Here is a 19,817-nt window from a genome sequence, read left to right on the forward strand (position 1 = left end):
AATCGCCGTCCGCGGCTCCAGTCGCATGCGATGAGGGGCCACAATCATGATCCACGCAAGCAATGTTCGCAGCCTAGTGCTGGCAGCAGGCAGTCTATGCATCGTCAGCGCCGGCACGGCTTCTGCACAAGCCGTCGCAAATTGCCCATTGCAGCCTGCCGTCAGCACGACGCGCCAGGTCTTGAATTGCGAAGCTGGGCTTAGCGTCACCGTCGAGCGTGGCGCTCACTACCGGTTTGCAGACCGAAACCATGATGGTCGGGCGGATGCTCTCGTACTCGACAGCAAGGCAGCACTGGTTGATGTCGATCGCAACCGTGTTAAGGGCGGATTCGAAGTGGTGACGCCGCAGGCGATCGCCGCCGTGCGCGGCACGCGCTGGGCCGTCGACGTGAAACGGGGCAATACCTCCGTGCTTGTCCTGCGCGGCCGGGTCGCGGTCAATAAGGTATCGACCGGGCAGGGGGTTACGCTAGGCCAAGGACAAGGCGTCGACGCCGACCGGGGGCGCGCCGCATTGCGTGTCACCCAATGGGGACAGCCGCGCATAAATGCTTTGATGGCGCGCCTCGGCCAGTGAGATTCCGACATCATGCGCAGACCGCCGCTGCAGACGCTGATTGCGCTTTTCTTGACTGCCGTCTGGGGGATGGGCCTGGGCGTCGCGCATCTGCGCGGTGACATTCCCTTTGTCGACGGCGCCGAAGCGACGCTCACGAACCTCCGCAATACGCTCGGCGGCAGCTTCCAGCCACCCGATCTCGTCACGATCATTGCCATAGACGATGAGACGTCGCGTATGGCGGGACACTATCCTTTGCCGCGCGCCACGCTCGCCAAAGTGATCGATGCCATCGCCGCATTGGGGCCGAAAGCCGTCGCGCTCGATCTGCTTCTGGTCGATGCCGGCGACGAGGCCAACGATGCAGCATTGGAACAATCGCTCAAACGGACCAAGGTTGTGCTGGCCGCAGCCGGCATCTTTCCCGAAAGCCGCCAGCGCGTCACAGAAGATAGCAAGGAACCTCTCGCTCGCGTGCCCAGTGCGCTGCAATTCCTCGAACCGCAGCAGCGGTTCGCCGACGTCGCAAGCTATGGCATCGTCAATGTGCAGACCGACAAGGCGGGCACGCCGCGTTTCGTGCCTTTGCTGTTTCGCAGCGGCGAGCGGATCGAACCATCCTTTTCGCTGCGTGTCGTTTCCACCGCAACCAACGAGCAGACAACCGTCATCTCCGATCATATCAAGATCGGTGACAGGTCTATCCAGACCGATACCGGCTATCTCATGCCGCTCTCGTTCTACGGTCCGCGCGGAACAATCCGCACCGTCAGCGCCAGTGCTGCGCTCAATGGGCACTTGCCGGAGGCTGCGATAAGGGATCATATCGTCGTTATCGGCGCGACCGTTACCGGCGGCGGCGATGTCTTTCCAACACCCTTCGATCCCGTTCTGCCTGGGGTCGAGGTTATCGCGACCTCGATCACGCATCTGATTGCCGGAGACGGGCTGGTACGCGACCGCAACGTCCGTTTTATCGACCTTTATTTCGCCGTCGGCCTGCCGCTGCTCGTCATTGCCCTTCTCTCCTGGCGGCGCAGTGCCATCGGCCCGATAACAGTACTCGGCGTCATGCTTGTCTGGTTCGCAGTCAACGTCAGCGCATTCAAGCATGGAATATGGCTGAGCGCAGCACTGCCGATTGCTGCGACCGTACCACCGATGCTGCTATATGGCGCCACGCAACTTTGGCTCGACCGCAGGCGAGCGACGCGATTTGCCGAGCAAAGCGAGCTCCTGCAGCGCATCGAGGCGCCCGGTCTTGCCGAGCATCTTGCACGCGATCCCGATTTTCTCGCAAGCCCCGTGCAACAGGAAGCAGCCGTCGTCTTCATCGACATCAACGGCTTCACAGGTCTTAGCGAGGCCATTGGCCCAGCAGCGGTTCGGGAACTGCTGAACGGCTTCTACAATCTCGTCGATGAAGAGGTAACCGCATCCGGCGGCGCCATCACCAGCTTCATGGGTGACGGAGCTATGATCCTTTTCGGCCTGCCGCAGCCGAAGCCGAGCGATCCCGCCAATGCGGCGCGCTGCTGCATTCGTCTCGCCGCGCGGATGAAGGGCTGGCTCTCAGCACTGCCGGAGACGGTCGCTTCCCGCATCGGCTTCAAGATCGGTGCGCATTGCGGCACCATCGTCGCCTCCCGGCTGGGTGGTGGAGGACGACAGCAGATCACCGCAACCGGCGACACCGTTAACGTCGCAAGCCGGCTGATGGAGGTCGCCGCCAGCAATCGCGCCGAAATCGCCATCAGCCATGAGCTATTGCTTTCCGCCGGTCGGGACAGCGCGCCTTTCAATGAGGGGAGCCTCGATGGCCCGATCGAAACAGGCTTGCGTGGTCGCGCCGGGACCTTGACCATATGGCTTTGGCACAGCCGGCCGTGATCAAACCAGCCTCCATCTGCCTGGTTTCATTCTCCCCACATCGGAATGATTGAAATCACCAGGAGGCACGCAAGAGAGATATTGACCGCGCGCCACTGCCATGCCGCTTTCAGCAGACGTCCGAGCATCTGCCCGAGAAGGCACCATACGGCGAGCGAGAAGGCTGCGATAAGGCAGAAAGTCACACCGAGCAATATACCAAGTCTGACGGGACTTTCTGCCAACGCAGCGAAAGAAGCAGCAGCCCCCATCGTCATGGCCCAGCCCTTGGGATTGTGCCAGAGCATCCATACGCCGGCAAGGAAGCCCGTCGGCCTCGCCATCTGCCCCACCTCGTGCGGCTGGCCGCTTCTGCCGATCCGAACGGCGAGCCAGAGCAAATAGAGGGAGCCCAGCGTCTTCATGGCAATCTGCAGCATCGGCAGGGCCATCAAAACGCTGCCCAGCCCGGCAGCCGCCGCGCAGGCCATGAAGCCCAAGCCGAAGGCAAAACCGCCCATGACGGGTATGGAGCGACGGAAGCCGAAATGCGCGCCGGACGCAGTTGCGAGCGTGGTCGCACCGCCCGGCGTTATGGTGGAAACCAATGCGAAGAGTATTAGCGGCAACAGAGATTCGATTGTCATATCCAGCCCTTCTCTAATCGAAAAAGGCATAGGCGCAGCTCCCGCATTATGAAATCGAATATTGAAGGATCAAGGCATTAGCAATTATAATGCCCAGATGATCCGAAACTTCGATATTACCCTCATCAGAACCTTCGCCACCGTTGCCGACCAAGGCAGCATGACGATATCAGCCAATATGCTGCATATGACCCAAGGCGCCGTCAGCCAACAGATTAAGCGATTGGAGGATATGCTCGGCTGCGCTCTGTTCGAAAGGGACAGGCGCAGATTGCGGCTGACGGAGGCCGGTGAACGCCTGCGCGGCAATGCTCGCCGCCTATTGGCGTTGAATGACGAGATCTGGGACGATATGACGGAAAGCACCGTTCGCGGCGGCGTCCGGCTCGGCGTTCCCTATGATCTTGTGGGCGCGACGCTAGCGCCCGTGCTGAAATCCTATGCCGAACGCCATCCGCAGGTGGAGATTTCGCTGGTCTGCGCATCGTCGCCGGAACTGCTGGAAGAGTTGGGGAAGGGAACCGTCGACCTCTGTGTGGTGGAGGAACCATACGGCACGTCGCAGGGCGAATGCCTTGCTGTGGAGCGGCTCGTCTGGGTCGGAGCGAAGGGCGGCAATGCCTATCGCAAGGTGCCGCTGCCGATTTCGATGGTTGCCGATACCTGTGCCTTCCGATCGTCGGTCTTTGCTGCACTCAGCAAGGATGGGTTGCGCTGGCGGACGGTCTTTGAGAACGGCAATATCGAAGCGACCACGGCGACGGTGCGCACGGATCTGGCTATCACCGCCTGGCTCGCTTCGACCGTTCCCACCGATCTCGATATCCTCACCGGCGAACAGGGTCTGCCCGAGCTGCCGGTCTTCTCAATCAACCTGCATTTGCCGAAGGGCGGCGCAACACCGCAGGCGCTGGAGCTTGCCCGCCATATCCGCGAGGGCATGATGCGGCCGCGCCAATCCGCGGCCGCCTAAATTCCATCTCCTTGATAAAACCGCCTATGCCGCCTTCGGCAGCGGACCGACATAGCGCGACTGCGGACGGATCAGACGCCCATCGAACGTCTGCTCGCGGGCATGGGCGATCCAGCCGACCGTGCGGCCGATCGCGAAGACGCCAGTGAACGAACTGCGAGGAAAGCCGAGGGCGTCGAGCAGCAAGGCGGTGTAATATTCGACGTTGACGTCCAAGGGCCGATCCGGTTTGCGCTCCTTCAGCAACGCCAGCGCCGCCGCCTCAATGGCTTCCGCCAGCGCGATACGTCCAGCATCTGCCTGGCCGCTCGCAAAGATCGGCTTTAATGCAGTCTTCAGCGCATCGGCGCGCGGATCGCGGACGCGATAGATGCGGTGACCGAAACCCATCAGCCGCTCGCCACGATCGAGCGCGTCAGACAACCATGCCCGGGCATTTTCCGGTTTGCCGACGCCGTCAAACATGTCGAGGACAGGGCCGGGGGCGCCGCCATGCAACGGACCTTTAAGGGCGCTGATTGCGGCGAGCACCGAGGAGGTCAGACCGGCATGAGTCGAGGCGATGACACGGGAGGCGAATGTGGACGCATTCAAGCCGTGATCGGAAATCGTCACCAGATAGGCATCGAGGCCTGCGGTCTGCTCTGCGGTCGGGCTTCGACCCGTCAGCATGCGCAGGATATCACCGGATTGGGACAAGGATGCATCCGGCTTTATCGGTGCTTCGCCTTTCTGCAATCGCAAGATGGCCGGCAGGAAAACGGCCGGTGCCGCCATCAGGCGGATCGCGGTGGCGAAATCCTCACCGTCGGCCACGCGCGCCAGCAAGGCCCGCACGGCATCCACGGGTGGTAGCGCGAGCAGAGCGGCATCGGCGGCCTTCACATGCGGGAAAAGCGCAACACGAGCCGCGCCGAGTTGAGTTCGGATGGAAGCTGCGTCGATATCTTCGTCAAACAGGCCATCCAGCAGCAGCGCCGCAACATCCTCGAAGCGGCTGGTTGCCACCAGATCATCGAGCGACACGCCGCGGATGATCAGGCGACCGGCAGCGCCGTCGACATCGGACAGCTTGGTTTCTGCGGCAATGACATCTTCAAGACCACTTTTCATTACGGTTCTCCTTTGACTATCCGATTAGATCGGATCTATTCCTATTGACGTCAATCTTGACGCAATTGATCAATATGAGGACCGATGAGCTGGCTGACGGCAGAGCAGGCGCTGAACCTGCTGGGAACGAAATCACAGACGCTCTACGCCAATGTCAGCCGCGGGCGCATTCGTGCGAAAGCCGATCCCGCGGATACGCGGCGCAGCCTCTATTTTGCCGATGACGTCAAGCGATTGGCCACCCGCCACGCCGGACGGCGCAAGACCGAGACGGTGGCCGCCGAGGCCATTCAATGGGGCGATCCGGTATTGCCATCGGCACTGTCGACGGTTTCGAACGGAAGGCTTTTCTATCGCGGCAAGGACGTGGCGATGCTTGCCGAAAGCGCAAGCCTCGAAGATATCGCGCGGCTGCTTTGGGACATGAAGCGGCCGTTGCGATTCGATCCAAGCGAGGCGTGGCGGAAGCCGCCTTCCTTGGATAGTGCTTTCTCCGCGCTTGCCGAGCGCATAACAAGCGATCTGCCATCACTCGGGCGTTCGCTTCCGGCACTGCAAAATGAAGCCGAAAGCGTGTTTGGTACGGTGGCTGAGGCCCTGGCCCCGGGCGCGTGGGATCAACCACTGCATCGCCGTCTCGCGACTGCCTGGGACCGCCCTGATGCCGCCGATATGATCCGCCGCAGTTTCGTCTTGCTTGCCGATCACGAGCTGAACGCTTCGACCTTCACCGCAAGGATCACGGCATCCGCAGGCGCCACGCTATCCGCCGCCACTCTATCCGGCCTCTCCACACTGACAGGTCCGCTGCATGGCGGTGCATGGCAGAGCGTGTGTACGCTGATCGCGCGGGCAGCCACGACGGGGGTGGATGAGGCGGTCCGCAGCTATCTCGCGGAAGGACGGCCATTGCCGGCTTTTGGCCATCAGCTTTATCCTGATGCCGATATCCGGGGAGAGGCGTTGCTTGGCTGCTTCACGCTGCCGCCGCTCTTCGCCAGAGTTCGCGATGTCGGCGAGCAACTGGTCGGAGAACGCGTCAATGTTGACTTCGCCCTGACAGCGATGACCCACGCCTATCATCTCCCGGAGAATGCGCCGCTAATCATCTTCGCGCTGGCACGGACGGTCGGATGGCTTGCGCATGCCATGGAGCAGGCGACCAGCGGTAGGCTCATTCGGCCGCGCGCGCGTTATGTCGGTCTGCCGGTACCATGATCTCATCCTTACCGGACGTAGGGCGCTTTTTGCTCAACTCACCGGCAGGTGACAAACAGCTTCGATATTGTGGCCATCAGGATCGAGAATGAAAGCGCCATAGTAGTTCGGATGATAATGAGGGCGCAGACCTGGGGCACCGTTATCGGTGCCGCCGGCGATGATCCCGACCCGATGGAAGTCATCAACGAGCTCCCTGTTTCGGGCGGCAAAGGCGATATGGGTGCCTGTTTGCAAAGCATCGCGCTGACCGATCCAGAAGAAAGCCTTCTGGCCAATACCGTAACCCGCAAATCTTTCGCCTTCGGCATAAAGGCGTTCTATGCCTATGGAGCGCAGTAGTGTGTCGTAGAAGATCTTCGATCGCTCGATATCGCGAACCCCGATCGTCACATGATCCAGCACATCACCCTCCAAAAGTGAGATTGAACTCTATTAACGCTGACCAACGGCGCCAGCGTCGCGGTCGGCAAGCTCGACCCAACCAATGACAAGTTTGCGGTTGGCAATCAGCCAGATAGTTGCCAGCGCGACCAAACCGACGACGATATTGGCAGCGACGAAGAGAATGGGAGCAAGTTGCGTGACCGGTCCGGCATCGCCACGTTCGACAAGGCGCATGGGGGCGGTTGCCAGTGCGGTCGCGCCGAAGGTGAAGGCCCAATAAGCGGGGCTGAAGCCTTCTTTCATGATCCAGGGCAGGAGGCGCAACATGATCAGGGCCTGCAGCAAGCCGTAGCCGATCATTGCGTGGACGAGCATGTCGGGAGGGCTTTGTGTGGCGCTGATATAGGCTAACGCACCGACAGCCGGCGGAGCCAGTTGAATTCCGAGGGTTGGTCGCAGCGGCGCGGCCAACGCCGGCCCCGTCAGCAGGCGATGCAGCAGGGCGGATTCGATAGCAAGCCAGGCGAAGAAGCCGGCGCCGAAGAAAAGCTGCGCCCATTGCGGAAAGCCGAGTGCGGCGCCGACAATAGCAGTCACGAAACTGCCGGCGACGCTTGGCAGATAGAGCACGGCTGTCGTCGTGGCAATATCGCGTTCGCCCTGCCAGAGCCCTCCGGTTCGCCAGACGGAGAACGCCAGGGTATAGACGGCGCCGATCAGGAATATTGTTTCGGCGCCGATACGCGAATAGGGCAGCAGGCCACCGGCCACCAGCATGGTTGCGACACCGACAAGGCCGATAAAGCAGCATTGGACAGGGTGCGCCACTTCCTTGAATGCCTCCTCGCGCGCCACCATCCACTTCAAAGCGTAGAGCACGATCAGCACCAGCCAGACGGCCAGCGTAATAAAGGTCAGAAATTCACCGATCAGTACTGGCAGATGCCAGATGCGGGCACCCACGCGCCAGGCATTGGCGAGACCGGAAAGCCCAAGAACCATGCCGAAAAACGAAGCTGGAACCAGCGGTAGTTTCAAAGACGCAGCCATATGCCCCCTTTGACGCTCTATGTGAGCGCCACCCTAAAGAGAATGATGCAAAGAACCCGAGATCGATGCTAAATCCATCAACATGAATGAAGCGCAAAATACAGCTTTCCTCGAAACCGGCAAAGCGCGATCATGGCGAAAAGCGGGAGGTCAGACCAGGCGACATCACAGATGCGTGAACGGGCGAATTTTCCTTCGCTGACCGGCTTATGCATAGCTCGCCCGTCATTTGTTCATTGGAAAATGCTGCGAAATGTCTCTATTGAACATTCAAACGATTAAAACCGTCCTAGGAGACTGACATATGCAAATCGGAATGATTGGCCTTGGCCGTATGGGCAACAACATGGTGCAGCGCCTGATGAGAGGCGGTCACAGTGCGGTTGTTTTCGATGCGCGTCCGGAAAGCATCGCCGGGCTTGAGCAGCTCGGCGCCACCGGCAGCAAGTCTCTCGCGGATTTCGTATCGAAGCTCGCTAAGCCGCGCGTTGTCTGGCTGATGTTGCCGGCGGCAATCGTCGATCAGGAATTGGCGGCGATCGTCCCGCTGCTGGAAGAGGGCGACATCGTCATCGATGGCGGCAATTCCTATTATCACGACGATATCCGCCGTGCCGAAGAGCTGAAGCCGAAGGGCATCCATTACGTCGACGTCGGCACCAGCGGTGGCGTTTTCGGTCTGGAGCGCGGCTATTGCCTGATGATCGGCGGCGAAAAGGAAACCGTCCAGCATCTATCGCCGATCTTCGCGACACTTGCCCCCGGTGTCGGTGACGTCGCTCCGTCGGCAATGCGCTCGGAAGAGGCTGCCAAGAACAGCACGGCAGAGCAGGGCTATCTGCATTGCGGCCCATCCGGCGCCGGCCATTTCGTCAAGATGGTCCATAACGGCATCGAATATGGCCTGATGGCTGCTTATGCCGAAGGCTTCAACGTTCTGCGCCATGCCAATATCGGCAAGCAGGACGCGGAGAAGGACGCCGAAACCGCGCCGCTCTCCCATCCGCAGTATTACCAGTATGATCTCGACATCGCCGAAATCTCGGAAGTTTGGCGCCGCGGCAGCGTGATCACCTCCTGGCTGCTCGACCTCACGGCCGACGCGCTGCATGGCGATGCAGCCCTTTCGCAATATGCCGGCCGCGTTTCCGACTCCGGCGAAGGCCGCTGGACGATCTCGGCCGCGATCGACGAAGGCGTTCCGACGCCGGTACTGAGCGCTGCGCTTTACGGCCGTTTCGCTTCGCGCGGCAATGACGATTACGCCAACAAAGTTCTCTCTGCCATGCGCGCCGGTTTCGGCGGCCACCATGAGAAGCCGGCGAAATAATTGGTTGGTCTATCGATCTGATGATAGCGAGCCGGGTGGGTCAAACCTCCCGGCTTTTTCTTGCCCGCTTTTATTATCCCGATACGTCGAGCCGGAAACCGCCATGCACTTTTCCTGGGGACCTTCAGCCCAGCAGATCGGGCCGCAGGAATATGACTGGAGTCGGTGAACCGATTTCCAGCTGCGGTGCATGTGGCGGGCGGACGACCAGGCAGTCGGCGCGCGAAAAGACCTTCATCATCGACGAATCCTGCTTCGAGAAGGGCTCGGCGAGCCAGCCGCCGTCGGCAGCTTTCGTCAGCGTTGCGCGGACGTAATCCTGTCGCTGATCGTTCACTGCAAAGGACACGGCGGCGCGTGCAAAGCCTTCGCGCTTTATCGGCGGCAGGGATGCGAGCTTTCTTATCAATGGCTCGAGAAAGAGCAGGCCGCAGACAAGGCTGGAGACGGGATTGCCGGGGAGGCCGAGGACATGCATCTCGCCGAGGCTGCCGACCATCAGCGGCTTGCCGGGGCGCATGGCAATGCGCCAGAAATCCAGCTTCATTCCTGCAGCCACCATTGTCGCCTGCACCAGATCGTGATCACCGACAGAAGCGCCGCCGAGCGTGACGATGATGTCGGCCTTGGCCACCTGCGCACGGCCGATGGCGGCGGTGATGTCGTCGCTGTCGTCGGCGACGATGCCGAGATCAAGCACATGCGCGCCTGCATTGCGGGCCAGTGCAGCGATGCCGAACGTGTTGGACGCGATGATCTGCGAGGGACCCGGTTCATTGCCGGGAGCCACGAGTTCATCGCCGGTCGCGAGAATCGCCACCAGCGGCCTCCGGTAGACATCCAAGGCCGGATGGTTCATGGCCGCGGCGACGGTAAGCCTCGAAAAGTCCATCACCGTGCCGGCGGGAAGCACGGCTTCGCCTTCCAGGAAATCCTGTCCGCGCGGGCGAATATGCTGCCCCTTGCGCAAGGGATAGGTCGTGCGGATGCGATCGCCCTCCAAGCGCTCCGCGTCCTCCTGCAAAAGCACCGAATCGGCACCGGCCGGAACGGGCGCGCCGGTGAAAATGCGAACCGCTTCGCCCTTGCTGACGGTTCCTTCGAAAGCATGGCCGGCAGCCGAGGCGCCGATGACCTGCAGCTCAGAACCCGGCAGTGCCGCATCATCGAAGCGCAGCGCGTAACCGTCCATCGCCGAGACATCGAAAGGCGGTTGGGTCAGGCGGGCGGCAAGATCCTTGGCCAGAACCCTGCCTTCGGCCATATCGAGCGGAACGCCTTCAACACGGTGGATCGGCGCGGCACTATCCAACAAGCGCGCTTGCGCTTCGACAACGGGTAGCAGGCTCATATATCAGGCCCTCGGATGGCGGAAATCCCCCGATTTGCCGCCGGATTTCTCCAATAGAGTGATTCCGCCGATTTCCATGCCGCGATCGGCGGCCTTGGCCATGTCGTAGATCGTCAGGCAGGCGACGGAAACCGCCGTCAGCGCTTCCATCTCGACGCCGGTGCGGCCGGTCAGCTTTGTCGTCGCGGTGACCCGGAGACCGGGTAGGGCGGCATCTTCTGCGATATCGACGGAAACCTTCGTCAACATGAGGGGATGGCAGAGCGGGATGAGATTGCTGGTCTGCTTGGCAGCCATGATGCCGGCAAGCCGCGCCGTGCCGATCACATCGCCCTTCTTAGCGTTGCCGTCGCGAATCAGCGCCAAAGTCTCGGGTTTCATCTTGACGTAACCGGCCGCGGTGGCGCTGCGCGCCGTCTCGGCCTTATCGCCGACGTCGACCATATGGGCTTCGCCCGAAGCGTCGATATGCGTAAGACCGGCCTTCTCGCTGCTCATCTCACTCGGCCGCCAGAATACCGGTTTCGCCGTTCAGCAGCAGTTTGGTTGCCGCCGTCACATCATCCTTGCGCATGAGGCTTTCGCCGACGAGGAAGGTGCTGATACCGACGGCCTCGAGACGCTTGCAGTCGGCGTGTGTGAAGACGCCGCTTTCGCCGACCAGCAGCCGATCCTTCGGTACCATGGGCGCCAGATTCTCGCTGACCGTCAAGCTTACTTCGAACGTGCGCAGATTGCGGTTGTTGATGCCGACCAGCGGCGAGGACAGTTTTAGTGCACGATCCATCTCTTCGGCGTCGTGGACCTCCACCAGCACATCCATGCCGAGGCCGAAGGCCTCGTCCTGAAGACGCTCGGCGTCATCGTCCGAAAGCGATGCCATGATCAGCAAGATGCAGTCTGCACCCCAGGCACGGGCTTCCTGGACCTGGTACGTGTCGAACATGAAATCCTTGCGCAGTGCCGGCAGCGAGCAGGCCGCGCGGGCAGCCGTCAGGAATTCCGGAGCACCCTGGAAACTCGGTGTATCCGTCAGCACCGAAAGGCAAGCCGCACCGCCGGCCTCGTAGGCCTTGGCGAGGGCAGGCGGGTCGAAATCGGGGCGTATCAGGCCCTTGGACGGGCTTGCCTTCTTGATTTCGGCAATCAGGCCGAAAACACTGGATTCCTGCCTGGCAAGCAGCGCCTTGTGAAAGCCGCGCGGCGCGGACTGGTCAGCCTGCATGGCCTTGAGATCGGCAAGGGAAAGCTTGGCCTTGGCAGCGGCGATTTCCTCGCGCTTGTAGGCCTCGATCTTTCTAAGGATATCGCTCATGATGTCCTAGTCCTGTCCTTCTTCATTGGAAACGGCAATGAGCTTTTCCAGTGCAACGGCGGTGGCGCCGCTATCGAGCGAATGAGCCGCGAGCTTCATGCCATCATGCAGCGTTTCAGCCTTGCCGGCAATGACCAGCGAGGCCGCCGCATTGGCAAGAGCGATATCGCGATAGGCGTTCTTTTCGCCGGCGAGCACTGCGCGAAGGGCTGCGGCATTGGCAACGCCGTCACCACCCTTGAGATCGGCAAGGTCGGCATGTTGCAGGCCGAAATCGGCCGGTGTCAGTTCGAAGCTACGAATCCTGCCGTTTTCCAGGGCCGCGACGGAGGTCTTGCCGGTCGTGGTGATCTCGTCCAGGCCGTCGCCGTGCACGACCCAGACGCTCTCTGCGTTGAGATCCTTCAGCACCTCGGCCAGCGGCAATACCCATTGTGGCGCGAAGACGCCCAGCAGCTGGCGACGAGCGCCGGCAGGATTGGACAGCGGACCAAGGAGATTGAAAATCGTGCGCGTGCCGAGTTCGACACGCGAGGGGCCGACATGGCGCATGGAAGAATGATGCAGCTGCGCGAACATGAAGCCGATGCCGGCTTCCCGAATGCAGCGGGCAATCGTCTCTGGTCCGATATCGAGCTTGATACCCAATACGGATTGCGTGTCGGCGGTGCCGGCCTTGGAGCTTTGGGCACGATTGCCGTGCTTGGCGACGGGCACACCCGCGCCGGCGACGATGAATGCCGCCAGCGTCGAGATATTGTATGTGCCAAAGCCATCGCCGCCGGTGCCGACGATATCGATCGCATCGGCAGGCGCTTCCACCGGCAGCATCTTGGCGCGCATGGTCGTCACGGCGCCGACGATTTCATCCACCGTCTCGCCGCGAACGCGCAGCGCCATGAGAAATGCACCGATCTGCGACGGCGTGGCCTCGCCCGACATCAGGATTTCGAATGCCTGTCGGGCTTCGTCCCGCGTCAGCGCCTCACGATTGGCCACCTTGGCGAGGAAAGGCTTCAATTCTGTCATTGATGATCCATCCTCCCGTATGGGTCTAGCGGGACATCGCCTGTTCGGCGAGGCTCTGGTTGACCGTTACGGCGTATTTGGACTGCAGCTGGCCGACTATCTGGTCGAGGATGTCGTCGCCGGCAGCATTGGCGATCTGGGCCACTTGCTGATCGTCATTGCTCAGCGCATCGGTCGTCGGATTGTCGTTGACATCGGTAACCTTGAGCAGGATCTGCGTCGTGTCATCGGCGCCGATGGCGTTGGCGGCCGTATCGACCGGACCGGAGAAGGCGGCAGCGATACCGCCGCGACCCAGAACCGGATCATCCGTCGAGCGCGTGATGCCGGTCTTGCTTTCAACAGCGATGCCAAGCGGAGCGGCGATATCGGCGAGCGACTTGCCTTTCTGCGCCTCCTGCTTCAGCTCGGCGGCCTTGGCGGCAAGCGCGACCTTCTGCTGCTCGGCGGTCCAGTCGGCAACTGCCTTTTCACGGACTTCGGAAAGCGGGCGATCATGATCGGGCGTGACGTTCATGACATCATACCAGATGTAGCCATCATTGCCGACCGTCAGGGGAGCAGGGTTGCCACCCTGATCGGCCTTGAAGACCTCCGAGATCAGCTGCTGGCGGGCCGGCAGATCCTTGATCTCATTGCCGTTCTGATCGAGGCCGGTCTGATCGATCGCATCGATGGTAACGAGCTTCAGCTTGAGTTGCGATGCCGCATCCTGCAGCGATGCGCCGGAGCCGCGCAGGTCTTCGAACTTGTCGTGGACGCTGGTGATTTCATTGGCGGCATTGCTGAGCGCAATCTGCTTGCGGATATCTTCCTTGACCTCGTCGAAATTCTTGGCCGTTTCGTTCTTCACATTGGTCACACGCAGGATGACCGGACCGAATGAACCGTCCACGACGGGCGTAGTGCCGCCTTCCTTGGAGACGGCGAAGGCCGCTTCGGCAACGGTCTTGTCCGGAACCTGATCCTTGGTGAAGGTGCCGAGCAGCACGTCGGACGGCTTCTTGCCCTGATCGGAGACGAGCTGATCGAAGGTGGTTCCCGTCTTCAGCGCATCGGCTGCGGCATTGGCGAGATCCTTGTTGGCGAAGGTCAGCTGCTCGATGGTGCGCGTTGCCGGCGTGGTGAAGCTGTCCTTGCGCTTGTCGAACTGCGCCCGCACTTCGTCATCCGTGACACTTGCCACATCGGCAATATCCTCGGCCTGCAACTTCACATAGGCGAACTTGCGGTATTCAGGCGCACGATATTTCGACTTCACGCCATCGAACCATTTCTGCAACACGTCGTCGGCCGGCGCCTTGACGGGATCGATATTGGCATTGGTCAGCAACAGATAATCGATGCTGCGGGTCTCGTCGTGATACTGCTTGACCGCATCGGCAAGAACCGCCGGTGCGACAAAGCCGTTGGACACAGCTTCGACGATTTGGCTGCGGATCGCGACTTTGCTGCGCTCCTTGATATAATCATCGGGCGATATGTTGCTGTTGCGCAGAAGCATATCGAACTTTTGGCGGTCAAAGGCACCGTTCGCAGCCTTGAAGGCCGGATCGTCGCCGATGAGCTTGGCAAGGCGGTCTTGCGAGAGGCCGAGGTTCATGTCAGCGGCGAGCTGATCGAGCGAAGCGCCGGCGACGAGCTGCGCCACCGTCTGTTGCCCGATGCCGAAGGCGCGAGCCTGCTCCGGTGTGATCTGCATGCGCAGCTGCTGGCTGATCGCCTGGATCTGGCGGCGATAGGCAAGGCGGAACTCGTTGGTGTCGATGTGCTGATCGCCGACTGTGACAACTGTATTGCTGCCGCCGCCCGTGATAAGGGACCGCTCGACGCCCCACACGCCGAAGGCCGCCGCAAGAAGAAGCAACAAACCTTTGGCAACCCAGGTCTGGGCGATTTTTCTCAGCACGTCGAACATCGGAAAGCAAACCTCGTCATCATCAAGTCTTCGCCCGCAGGCGAAACAATCGGAGTTCCTTAGAACAATCCGAACCGGAATTGAAGAGCCAGTGGGGAAATCGCCTGATGAGGTGCAGCCATGCCGGAACCTTTGAGAAGCGACAGCGTTCTAGCAATGCGGAAACATAAGGAGCACACGATGGCAGAGACCAAATCAGCCTCTACTCAGTCGTCTTCGGCGCGAGCACAAACGGAAACGGCAATGGAGGATCTTGCCGCCCAGGTCGCAGCCTTACGCGAAGATCTGGCAAAGCTGTCACAAAGCGTGGCGGCTGTGGGGCAGGGAGCGAAATCTGTCGTCGCGGAGGAAGCCCAGGAGATCACGGAGCAGTTGCGCGAGAGAGTTCGAGAAGAGCCGATTTTCATGGTCGCTGCTGCAGCAGGCATCGGTTATCTGATCGGCCTTCTGAGCCGACGCTAGTCAGGACGAGCTCTCGACGGGTGGACGAGCCACTCCGAGCGACCGCAGCTGCGAAACCGCCGAAAAAGGCGCGGACGATTCGTCCGCGCCTTTTCAATTGGCAACCGCAAACGCCCGTATGCAAGAATTGCAGAATATATGCATTGCACCACAACCGAAGCCTGCTGCGACATCTTTGTGACACTCCCTGCGGCATGTTGACCATCGCCATTTGTTGAACGCGCACCCTCTTGTATCACGTGGGCGCTTACTATACGTAACAACAATTATAAGGTTGCTTATGAATAGCAGGCTCCCCATACAATGATTTCGACCCCCACCGTTGGTTTTCTCCTCCATGATGTTGCGCGACTGCTTCGGAAGAGATTCGAGCAGCGCGCGAAGGATTTGGGCCTGACGCGCTCGCAGTGGCAAACCCTTGCCTACCTTGCAAACAATGAAGGTATCCATCAGGCCGGACTGGCCGAAATTCTCGAAATCGAGCCGATCACGCTGGTGCGTATTCTGGACAAGCTCAGCGAACGGGGGCTGGTGGAGCGCCGGCAGCATCCGAATGATCGGCGCAGCTGGCTCCTCTATATGCGCGAAGAGGCCCGGCCGTTGATGGACGCCATGCGCAGCATTGGCGAACAATCGCGCAAGGAAGCGCTCGAAGGCGCCTCTCAGGAAGATCAAGAGCGCCTCTATGAATTGCTTACCCTTATGAAATCGAACCTGGTTAGCGCCTGCCGTTCAAAAGCAGTCGATAAAGAGTTACAACATGGCTGAAGCATCCTCCCCACTTCGCGTACCCGCGAACGCAAACTCCTCCGAACAAAATCAAGCTCCCGTCGCCGAGGCTCCATCCTCCAACCCGGCGCCCCAGCCTTCCACGACCGCGCCGGCCGCACCGGCAGCGCCCCCGGAGGCGCCGCGCAAACGCCGTGGCATGACGCGACCAGTCCTGTTTGCGCTGCTTCCGGTCGCGCTTGTCATCGGTGGCTACTACTACGTCACCGGCGGGCAGATCATGTCCACGGACAATGCCTACATTCAGGCCGATATGGTCGGTGTTTCCACCGACGTTTCCGGCACGGTAATCTCTGTCGACGTGCATGAAAACGAGGTGGTGAAGAAAGGGCAGGTGCTCTTCCGCTTGAAGCCCGATTCGTTCCGGATCGCACTCGACGGCGCGAAAGCGCAGCTCGGCAATGCCAGGAACCAGATCCTGAACCTGCAGGCGAGCTACAAACAGTCGCTAGCGGAAATTGCCCAGGCACAGGCCGACATCCCGTACTATCAGACGGAATTGGACCGCCAGCAGAACCTGATCACCAATTCGGTCGCTTCCAAGGCGGCTCTCGACCAGGCCAGACACAATCTCGAAGCCGCGCAGCAGAAGGTATTGGTCGCAAAGGCCACAGCCGCCGCGACTCTCGCCCAGTTGGGCGGCGAAGGCACTGCCGATCTGCCTCCGGAGCAGAACCCGCTCTATCTGCAGGCGAAGGCTGCGGTTGACAATGCGCAACGCGAACTTGACGACACCGTCGTCAAAGCCCCCTTCGACGGCGTGACCGCAAACGTACCCTCGCTGCAGGTCGGCGCCTATCTGACGGCTTCCCAGCCAGGATTCTCGCTGGTTTCCACCACGCATCTATGGATCAACGCCAGCCCGAAGGAAACCGAGCTCACCTATGTCCGGCCCGGCCAGAAGGTCGATATTTCGGTCGACGCCTATCCGGGTGTGACCTGGAAAGGCACCGTCGCAAGCATAGCGCCGGCATCCGGTTCCAGCTTCTCGCTTCTGCCGGCGCAGAACACGACCGGCAACTGGGTGAAGGTCGTCCAACGCATACCGATGATCATCAATATCGACGACACGGCGGGCAAGCCTCCGCTGCGCGTCGGAATGAGCGTCGTTGCCGATGTCGACACCGGCCATGCCCGCGGCCTGCCTGATTTCATTACCAACCTGCTGGGTCATTCCCGCGGTCAGGATCATGAGTAATACCGCCACCGCTTCTCCCGCGGCGCCCGTTGCCAATCGTGGCGCGATCACCGCCTGCGTCATCCTTTCCGTCATCATGCAGGCGCTGGATACCACCATCGCCAATGTCGCCCTGCCGCATATCCAGGGCGACGTTTCCGCCAGCGCCGACCAGATCAACTGGGTCCTGACGTCCTATATCGTCGCCGCGGCGATCATGACGCCGCCCTCCGGCTTCCTCTCGGCAAAATTCGGCCGCAAGCGGGTCTTGCTGGTGGCAATCGCCGGCTTTGTCGTTGCCTCGGTGCTGTGCGGCCTGTCGGAATCGTTGATACAGATTGTCGGCTTCCGCCTGCTGCAGGGCCTGTTCGGCGCTTCGCTCGTACCGCTGTCACAGGGCATCCTGCTCGATATCTACAATGTCGAGGAGCGCGGCCGTGCCATGGCGCTGTTCGGGGTCTCGGTCATGGTCGGGCCGGTTCTGGGTCCCGTCATCGGCGGCTGGCTGACCGACAATATCAGCTGGCGCTGGGTGTTCTATATCAACGTGCCGATCGGTGCGCTCGCCTTCTTCGGCATCGTCGTCTACGTGACGGAAACGAAGCTCGATGCGCTTGCCAAGCTCGACTGGTTCGGCTTCGGCATGCTTTCGATCGCGATCGCCGGCTTGCAGCTGTTCCTCGATCGCGGCGAGCAGCTCGACTGGTTCTATTCGAGCGAGATCATCGTCGAGGCGCTCGTCTGCGTCAGCGCCTTCTATCTCTTCCTGGTGCACGTGTTCACGGCCGAGCGAAGCTTCGTCAATCCGCGGCTCTTCATGGACCAGAACTTTGCCGTCAGCATCCTGTTCATCTTCATCGTCGGCGTAACCTATCTGGCTTCGCTGGCGCTGATGACGCCTTATCTGCAGACGCTGATGGGCTATCCGGTCGTCACAGCCGGTATCGTCATGGGGCCGCGCGGCCTCGGCACCATGTTCTGCATGTTTCTGGTTGGGCGGCTGATCGGCAAGGTCGACACGCGCTGGCTATTGTTCATCGGCCTCGCGCTGACGGCCTGGGCCATGTACGACATGACAGGCTGGACGCCGGATGTTTCGCAATGGACGCTGATTTCGGTCGGCTTCGTCCAGGGTGCTGGCCTCGGCTTCCTCTTCGTGCCGCTGACAACCATTGCCTTCGCGACGCTGCCGGCGCAGATGCGCGGCGAAGGGACCGGCCTCTACAACCTCTCGCGTAATATCGGCTCCAGTGTCGGCATTTCGGTCGTCTCGATGCTGATTACCGAGAATACGCAGGTCAACCATGCCAATATCGCCGCCTATGTCACGCCATTCAATCGGTATTTCGACCTCACGGCCGCGCAAGGGGTGAGCCCGATGACGGTAGTCGGTCGTGCGACGCTCGATGGGATGATCACGACGCAGGCGACCATCATCGCCTATATGGACGATTTCAAGCTGCTGATGCTGATGTCGATCTTCGCCATGCCGCTGCTGGTGCTCTTGCGCAAGCCGAAGGCACCGCCGGCGGTCGATCACAGCGTCGCGATGGAATAGCTACGCAGCCTTTCCAGTTTCACTGCGTGGCTCAACGGCTGCCGGGCACCACCCCGGCGGCCGTTTTTGTTCGATCATGGAAAACGGCGGCTGACAAAGCGTGAGCCGGCAGCACCGAAACGCCAAAGGGGATCGATGTTCTTCGTGATGCCGATGCGCTTGCCGGAAACGACCGGCACCGGTTCGGCAAGCGAAAGCGAAAACGGCGCCGCATCCAATGAACGGCCATTGAGATGGATATCGACGGCCAGGGCTTGCGAGAGCTTACCCGGCCCGTTGCAAAGCGAGACGATGTCGGCCAGCCCCCGCCGCTGGATCATGTGCGCGATGCCGTTTTCCGGCTCGATCGCCCGGATGAGCACGGCGCTCCCCTTGGTGCAAACGAAATTCAGACACCAGTGAATGCCGTAGGAGCGGTAGACATAAACATGGCCGGCCGGTCCGAACATGGCCGCATTGCGCTGTGTCGGACCGTTATAGGCGTGAGATGCCGCATCATCCGGTCGATAGGCCTCCGTTTCGACGATTCGGCCGCCCACCTCCGCAACAGTGAAGCGCATCCCGATCAGATCGGACGCGACCACGACGGCGTCCCGACTAAAAAAAGCGGTAAGGGCAGGGCCGGCGAGGGGGCTGATACCAAGAGACAGGGAATGATCGTCAGAAGCCATGGAAGGAAATTATCCCGGATAGCCGAAGCCATCAACACGGCGCCGACCATCAAGTGCTTGGTCCGGCGTACTGATAATTGACAAAAACTAAGTATCTCTTATTAATAGCTTGCTTCAGTCAGATTTGACCCCTGACCTGGCGAAGGTGGCCCGGCCATTTCAGCGGCCGGGCCACCTTATTTTTAGCGCGCTGACGACATGAAGTTCCCGCAGCGCCACCCGGCTCGATGAATATTCCTCAATCGCCGTTCCAGCCGACATCGAGAATGCGAAGGAGCTAGGCGGAACAAGTTGACGCGGCGACCAAAGCTGCTAAAAAGCCAGCCGTCGAGTGATTGGGCAGAAAACCGGTAGCCACACCCGGTTTCGAAAAATCAGCACTATGTGGATTTTTCAGG

The 19,817-nt window shown here is 60.6% G+C and carries 19 protein-coding genes; 9 read left to right on the forward strand and 10 right to left on the reverse strand.

The annotated features are described in order from the left end of the window. Positions 1-46: 46 nt before the first annotated feature. A complete protein-coding gene (locus tag FBZ97_RS06815; RefSeq protein WP_145317411.1) occupies positions 47-580 on the forward strand; it encodes a FecR domain-containing protein in 534 nt (177 codons plus the stop codon). Between the two features lie 12 nt (positions 581-592). Continuing rightward, positions 593-2,452, forward strand: a complete 1,860-nt coding sequence (locus FBZ97_RS06820; protein WP_145317414.1) for an adenylate/guanylate cyclase domain-containing protein — start codon at positions 593-595, stop codon at positions 2,450-2,452. A 26-nt stretch (positions 2,453-2,478) separates the two neighbouring features. On the opposite strand, the gene FBZ97_RS06825 is transcribed toward FBZ97_RS06820, so the two are convergent. Further along, entirely contained in the window at positions 2,479-3,078 is a 600-nt protein-coding gene (locus tag FBZ97_RS06825) for a LysE family translocator (RefSeq protein WP_145317416.1), read from the reverse strand. Positions 3,079-3,175: 97 nt separating this feature from the next. Between FBZ97_RS06825 and FBZ97_RS06830 the strand changes: the two genes are divergently transcribed. Continuing rightward, complete coding sequence (locus FBZ97_RS06830) at positions 3,176-4,051, forward strand: LysR family transcriptional regulator (protein ID WP_186449457.1); 876 nt, start codon at positions 3,176-3,178, stop codon at positions 4,049-4,051. A gap of 24 nt (positions 4,052-4,075) precedes the next feature. Here FBZ97_RS06830 and FBZ97_RS06835 read toward each other — a convergent pair whose 3' ends face one another. Continuing rightward, positions 4,076-5,164: a citrate synthase/methylcitrate synthase gene (locus FBZ97_RS06835; RefSeq protein ID WP_145317422.1), complete on the reverse strand. Its 1,089-nt coding sequence runs from the start codon at positions 5,162-5,164 to the stop codon at positions 4,076-4,078. Positions 5,165-5,248: 84 nt separating this feature from the next. On the opposite strand from FBZ97_RS06835, the gene FBZ97_RS06840 reads away from it, so the two are divergent. Further along, entirely contained in the window at positions 5,249-6,382 is a 1,134-nt protein-coding gene (locus FBZ97_RS06840) for a citrate synthase (protein WP_145317425.1), read from the forward strand. 33 nt (positions 6,383-6,415) lie between these two features. Here the strand turns inward: FBZ97_RS06840 and FBZ97_RS06845 are convergent, their stop codons facing one another. Together FBZ97_RS06845 and tehA are read right to left on the reverse strand one after the other, a co-directional pair. Next, positions 6,416-6,787 carry a VOC family protein gene (locus FBZ97_RS06845; RefSeq protein WP_113330673.1) on the reverse strand — a complete coding sequence of 124 codons (372 nt, stop codon included), beginning with the start codon at positions 6,785-6,787 and terminating at the stop codon, positions 6,416-6,418. A 30-nt stretch (positions 6,788-6,817) separates the two neighbouring features. Then, positions 6,818-7,819, reverse strand: a complete 1,002-nt coding sequence (tehA, locus tag FBZ97_RS06850; protein ID WP_145317428.1) for a dicarboxylate transporter/tellurite-resistance protein TehA — start codon at positions 7,817-7,819, stop codon at positions 6,818-6,820. Positions 7,820-8,123: 304 nt separating this feature from the next. Between tehA and gnd the strand changes: the two genes are divergently transcribed. Then, positions 8,124-9,149: a phosphogluconate dehydrogenase (NAD(+)-dependent, decarboxylating) gene (gene gnd / locus FBZ97_RS06855; RefSeq protein WP_069612206.1), complete on the forward strand. Its 1,026-nt coding sequence runs from the start codon at positions 8,124-8,126 to the stop codon at positions 9,147-9,149. 124 nt (positions 9,150-9,273) lie between these two features. On the opposite strand, the gene glp is transcribed toward gnd, so the two are convergent. From glp to FBZ97_RS06880, 5 genes are read right to left on the reverse strand one after another with little or no spacing between them, the layout of a single operon-like run. Beyond that, positions 9,274-10,500: a gephyrin-like molybdotransferase Glp gene (gene glp / locus FBZ97_RS06860; protein ID WP_145317431.1), complete on the reverse strand. Its 1,227-nt coding sequence runs from the start codon at positions 10,498-10,500 to the stop codon at positions 9,274-9,276. Between the two features lie 3 nt (positions 10,501-10,503). Further along, positions 10,504-10,998: a cyclic pyranopterin monophosphate synthase MoaC gene (gene moaC / locus FBZ97_RS06865; RefSeq protein WP_145317434.1), complete on the reverse strand. Its 495-nt coding sequence runs from the start codon at positions 10,996-10,998 to the stop codon at positions 10,504-10,506. A 1-nt stretch (position 10,999) separates the two neighbouring features. Next, positions 11,000-11,815 carry an indole-3-glycerol phosphate synthase TrpC gene (gene trpC, locus FBZ97_RS06870; protein ID WP_145317437.1) on the reverse strand — a complete coding sequence of 272 codons (816 nt, stop codon included), beginning with the start codon at positions 11,813-11,815 and terminating at the stop codon, positions 11,000-11,002. A 6-nt stretch (positions 11,816-11,821) separates the two neighbouring features. After that, positions 11,822-12,844, reverse strand: a complete 1,023-nt coding sequence (gene trpD, locus FBZ97_RS06875; protein WP_145317440.1) for an anthranilate phosphoribosyltransferase — start codon at positions 12,842-12,844, stop codon at positions 11,822-11,824. A gap of 25 nt (positions 12,845-12,869) precedes the next feature. Further along, positions 12,870-14,762, reverse strand: a complete 1,893-nt coding sequence (locus tag FBZ97_RS06880) for a peptidylprolyl isomerase (RefSeq protein WP_145317443.1) — start codon at positions 14,760-14,762, stop codon at positions 12,870-12,872. A gap of 180 nt (positions 14,763-14,942) precedes the next feature. Between FBZ97_RS06880 and FBZ97_RS06885 the strand changes: the two genes are divergently transcribed. The 4 genes from FBZ97_RS06885 (at position 14,943) to FBZ97_RS06900 (ending at position 18,748) form a co-directional block, all read left to right on the forward strand. Continuing rightward, on the forward strand, positions 14,943-15,224 hold the full coding sequence (locus FBZ97_RS06885; protein ID WP_069612302.1) for a hypothetical protein: 282 nt from the start codon (positions 14,943-14,945) through the stop codon (positions 15,222-15,224). 303 nt (positions 15,225-15,527) lie between these two features. Beyond that, positions 15,528-15,992, forward strand: a complete 465-nt coding sequence (locus tag FBZ97_RS06890) for a MarR family transcriptional regulator (RefSeq protein ID WP_069612200.1) — start codon at positions 15,528-15,530, stop codon at positions 15,990-15,992. Further along, the gene (locus tag FBZ97_RS06895) at positions 15,985-17,211 is read left to right on the forward strand and encodes an HlyD family secretion protein (RefSeq protein ID WP_145317446.1); all 1,227 of its coding nucleotides are present in this window, start codon (positions 15,985-15,987) and stop codon (positions 17,209-17,211) included. Before FBZ97_RS06890 ends, FBZ97_RS06895 begins: the two co-directional genes overlap by 8 nt. Beyond that, positions 17,204-18,748, forward strand: coding sequence for a DHA2 family efflux MFS transporter permease subunit (locus tag FBZ97_RS06900; RefSeq protein WP_145317449.1), 1,545 nt, complete (start codon positions 17,204-17,206; stop codon positions 18,746-18,748). Before FBZ97_RS06895 ends, FBZ97_RS06900 begins: the two co-directional genes overlap by 8 nt. Before the next feature lie 74 nt (positions 18,749-18,822). Here the strand turns inward: FBZ97_RS06900 and FBZ97_RS06905 are convergent, their stop codons facing one another. Further along, positions 18,823-19,419, reverse strand: a complete 597-nt coding sequence (locus FBZ97_RS06905; protein WP_145317452.1) for a DNA-3-methyladenine glycosylase — start codon at positions 19,417-19,419, stop codon at positions 18,823-18,825. Positions 19,420-19,817 lie beyond the last annotated feature (398 nt).

The organism is Rhizobium sp. ERR 942, from assembly GCF_007828395.1.
Lineage (GTDB): Bacteria > Pseudomonadota > Alphaproteobacteria > Rhizobiales > Rhizobiaceae > Rhizobium > Rhizobium dioscoreae.

Coding starts and splice junctions, on each gene's coding strand:
- FBZ97_RS06815 (WP_145317411.1), top strand. CDS start 47: ATGATCCACGCAAGCAATGTTCGCAGCCTAGTGCTGGCAGCAGGCAGT.
- FBZ97_RS06820 (WP_145317414.1), top strand. CDS start 593: ATGCGCAGACCGCCGCTGCAGACGCTGATTGCGCTTTTCTTGACTGCC.
- FBZ97_RS06825 (WP_145317416.1), bottom strand. CDS start 3,078: ATGACAATCGAATCTCTGTTGCCGCTAATACTCTTCGCATTGGTTTCC.
- FBZ97_RS06830 (WP_186449457.1), top strand. CDS start 3,176: ATGATCCGAAACTTCGATATTACCCTCATCAGAACCTTCGCCACCGTT.
- FBZ97_RS06835 (WP_145317422.1), bottom strand. CDS start 5,164: ATGAAAAGTGGTCTTGAAGATGTCATTGCCGCAGAAACCAAGCTGTCC.
- FBZ97_RS06840 (WP_145317425.1), top strand. CDS start 5,249: ATGAGCTGGCTGACGGCAGAGCAGGCGCTGAACCTGCTGGGAACGAAA.
- tehA (WP_145317428.1), bottom strand. CDS start 7,819: ATGGCTGCGTCTTTGAAACTACCGCTGGTTCCAGCTTCGTTTTTCGGC.
- gnd (WP_069612206.1), top strand. CDS start 8,124: ATGCAAATCGGAATGATTGGCCTTGGCCGTATGGGCAACAACATGGTG.
- glp (WP_145317431.1), bottom strand. CDS start 10,500: ATGAGCCTGCTACCCGTTGTCGAAGCGCAAGCGCGCTTGTTGGATAGT.
- moaC (WP_145317434.1), bottom strand. CDS start 10,998: ATGAGCAGCGAGAAGGCCGGTCTTACGCATATCGACGCTTCGGGCGAA.
- trpC (WP_145317437.1), bottom strand. CDS start 11,815: ATGAGCGATATCCTTAGAAAGATCGAGGCCTACAAGCGCGAGGAAATC.
- trpD (WP_145317440.1), bottom strand. CDS start 12,844: ATGACAGAATTGAAGCCTTTCCTCGCCAAGGTGGCCAATCGTGAGGCG.
- FBZ97_RS06880 (WP_145317443.1), bottom strand. CDS start 14,762: ATGTTCGACGTGCTGAGAAAAATCGCCCAGACCTGGGTTGCCAAAGGT.
- FBZ97_RS06885 (WP_069612302.1), top strand. CDS start 14,943: ATGGCAGAGACCAAATCAGCCTCTACTCAGTCGTCTTCGGCGCGAGCA.
- FBZ97_RS06890 (WP_069612200.1), top strand. CDS start 15,528: ATGATTTCGACCCCCACCGTTGGTTTTCTCCTCCATGATGTTGCGCGA.
- FBZ97_RS06895 (WP_145317446.1), top strand. CDS start 15,985: ATGGCTGAAGCATCCTCCCCACTTCGCGTACCCGCGAACGCAAACTCC.
- FBZ97_RS06900 (WP_145317449.1), top strand. CDS start 17,204: ATGAGTAATACCGCCACCGCTTCTCCCGCGGCGCCCGTTGCCAATCGT.
- FBZ97_RS06905 (WP_145317452.1), bottom strand. CDS start 19,419: ATGGCTTCTGACGATCATTCCCTGTCTCTTGGTATCAGCCCCCTCGCC.